This window comes from Mesorhizobium sp. M4A.F.Ca.ET.020.02.1.1 (assembly GCF_004022645.1).
In the GTDB taxonomy this organism is placed as follows: domain Bacteria; phylum Pseudomonadota; class Alphaproteobacteria; order Rhizobiales; family Rhizobiaceae; genus Mesorhizobium.
Map to the genome: position 1 here is coordinate 1 of NZ_RZOI01000747.1, position 2,849 is coordinate 2,849.

The 2,849-nt window shown below is 65.9% G+C and carries 2 protein-coding genes and 1 pseudogene; all 3 read left to right on the forward strand.

Features of this window, described 5'->3' with window-relative positions; genetic code table 11:
* Nucleotides 1-656, forward strand: a 656-nt coding sequence (locus EN742_RS30395; protein ID WP_128333633.1) for a small ribosomal subunit Rsm22 family protein, incomplete at its 5' end; no start/stop codon positions are given.
* Between the two features lie 219 nt (nt 657-875).
* Entirely contained in the window at nt 876-2,366 is a 1,491-nt protein-coding gene (locus EN742_RS30400) for a replicative DNA helicase (RefSeq protein ID WP_126055660.1), read from the forward strand.
* A gap of 206 nt (nt 2,367-2,572) precedes the next feature.
* A pseudogene (locus tag EN742_RS30405) lies at nt 2,573-2,849 on the forward strand (DNA repair protein RadA); the annotation flags it as partial.

Here is a 2,849-nt window from a genome sequence, read left to right on the forward strand (position 1 = left end):
ATCTCGCAGCGGCGGTGATGCTCGAGGCAAGTGCGGCGGTGCGCAAGATCGGCCAATCGCTGGCAGCCGAGGCGATCGCCGCCAGGACGGAATGGCTTGCGGGTGACGCCACCATCGATCTCGCCGATCTTCAACCCGCCGATCTCGTCACCGCCGCTTATGTGCTGGACGAGATCGTGCCGGCCTCGCTGCCCAAACTGGTTGGCCAAGTCTGGCAGTTGACCGCCGGCACGCTGCTGATCGTCGAGCCGGGAACGCCGGCCGGCTGGCAGCGCATTCTTGCCGTGCGCCAGCAATTGATCGAGGCCGGCGCGCATGTGCTGGCACCCTGCCCGCACGAGGCGCCCTGCCCGCTCGCCCAGCCCGACTGGTGCCATTTCTCGCGCCGCGTCGCGCGCTCGCGCCTGCATCGCCTCGCCAAGGACGCCGACGTGCCGTGGGAGGACGAGAAATTCATCTACATCGCCGCCTCGCGGCGGCCGGCGCCAGCGCGCCCGGCGCGCGTGATCGCGCCGCCGAAGGCCGGCTCCGGCAAGGTGATGCTCAAGCTTTGCGTGCCTGACGGCAATGCCGGCGAGACACTGTTCAGCAAGCGCGACGGCGACGCGTTCAGGGTCGCGCGACGGCTGGACTGGGGCGACTCGCTGGATATTTGAATGACAATTTGTTCTTTATTTGTTCCACAGCTTCGCGTAGAATCGCGACCTTGCCGAGTCAACTGGAATCGGGGCACGGGAATTCTGTCCTGTGGACGGTTTGCCGCTCCTGTGAACAGCGGGCATCAAGGCTGATTGGCCTTGGGGTGATGCAGAAAGGTCAGCACCGACTCATCTCGTTCTTGCTATCGAGAGGTCGGGATCGAAATCGGGGACATCATGGCTGAGGCAGCGCGCAAATTCGGCGTGGCGGAGCAACCGCTCTATCGCGAGGCACCGAACAACATCGAGGCCGAGCAGGCGCTGCTCGGCGCCATCCTCGTCAACAACGACGCCTTTTACCGGGTCTCCGACTTCCTCAAGCCGGCGCATTTCCACGAGCCGCTGCACCGCCGGATATTCGAGGTGGCGGCCGAGCTCATCCGCATGGGCAAGATCGCGACCCCGATCACGCTGAAGACCTTCCTGCCCGCGGACGAAAAGGTCGGCGACATGACGGTGGCGCAATATGTCGTGCGGCTCGCCGTCGAGGCCGTCACCGTCGTCAACGCCACCGACTATGGCCGCGCCATCTACGACCTCGCCACGCGCCGCGCGCTGATCACCGTCGGCGAGGACATGGTCAACATCGCCTATGACGCCCCGGTCGACATGTCGCCGTCCGACCAGATCGAGGATGCCGAGCGGCGGCTGTTCGAGCTGGCCGAGACCGGCCGCTACGACGGCGGCTTCGAGAGCTTCACCGACGCGGTCAAGACCGCCGTCGACATGGCCAACGCCGCCTATATGCGCGATGGCGGCCTGTCCGGCATCGCCACCGGCCTGCGCGACCTCGACCGCCGCATGGGCGGCCTGCAGCCTTCCGACCTGATCGTGCTTGCCGGCCGCCCAGGCATGGGCAAGACGTCGCTCGCCACCAACATCGCCTTCAACATCGCCGAGGCCTATGTGCCTGCCCAGCAGGCCGACGGCTCGTTCAAGGCCGCCAATGGCGGCGTCGTCGGCTTCTTCTCGCTGGAAATGTCGTCGGAGCAGCTCGCCACCCGCATCATCTCCGAGCAGACCGAGATTTCGTCGTCGAAGATCCGTCGCGGCGAGATCTCCGAGATGGATTTCGAAAAGCTGGTCGCCTGCTCGCAGACCATGCAGAAGATCCCGCTGTTCATCGACCAGACCGGCGGCATCTCGATCGCTCAGCTTTCCGCCCGCGCGCGCCGCCTGAAGCGCCAGCGCGGCCTCGACCTCATTGTCATCGACTATATCCAGCTGATGCAGGGCTCCTCCGCCCGCGCCTCGCAGAACCGCGTGCAGGAAATCACCGAGATCACCACCGGCCTGAAGGCGCTGGCCAAGGAGCTCGGCGTGCCGATCATCGCGCTGTCGCAGCTCTCGCGTCAGGTCGAAAGCCGCGACGACAAGCGCCCGCAACTCTCGGACCTGCGCGAATCCGGCTCAATCGAGCAGGACGCCGACGTGGTGCTGTTCGTCTATCGCGAGGAATACTACCTCAAGAACCGCGAGCCGAAACTCGGCACCGAGGAATACGTCAAGTGGGAAAACGAGATGAACGAGATGCGCGGCAAGGCCGAGGTGATCGTGGCCAAGCAGCGCCACGGCCCGACCGGCTCGGTCAGCCTCGCCTTCCACGGCGAATTCACCCGCTTCTCCGACCTGGCGGAAGAGCACCATCTGCCGGATCGGTTTGAGTGAGCTCTTGAGAAAGGCCTCATTCCTTCGCCCCCCCTCTGGCCTGCCGGCCATCTCCCCCTCAGGGGGGGAGATCAGCTGTCGCGTCGGCTTTCGCCAATCGCGGAGATTGCAAGATGGGCGCCGGGATCGAAGCTGCTGGGGGAGATGTCCGGCAGGACAGAGGGGGGTGCTGTCCCGCCGACCTGTCCAATATCGGGCCGCATCTAATGGCTAAATCGCGCGTTCAGTTCATCTGCCAGAATTGCGGATCGGTGCACCAGCGCTGGGCCGGCAAGTGCGACGCCTGCGGCGAGTGGAACACGCTGGTCGAGGAAGGCACGGCCGGCGGCATCGGCTCCGGGCCGGCCAACACCCGCAACGCCCGCAAGGGCCGTGCCGTCGTGCTCACCAGCCTGTCCGGCGACATCGAGGACGCGCCGCGCATCGTTTCGGGCATCGGCGAGCTCGACCGCGCCACCGGCGGCGGCTTCGTGCGCGGCTCGG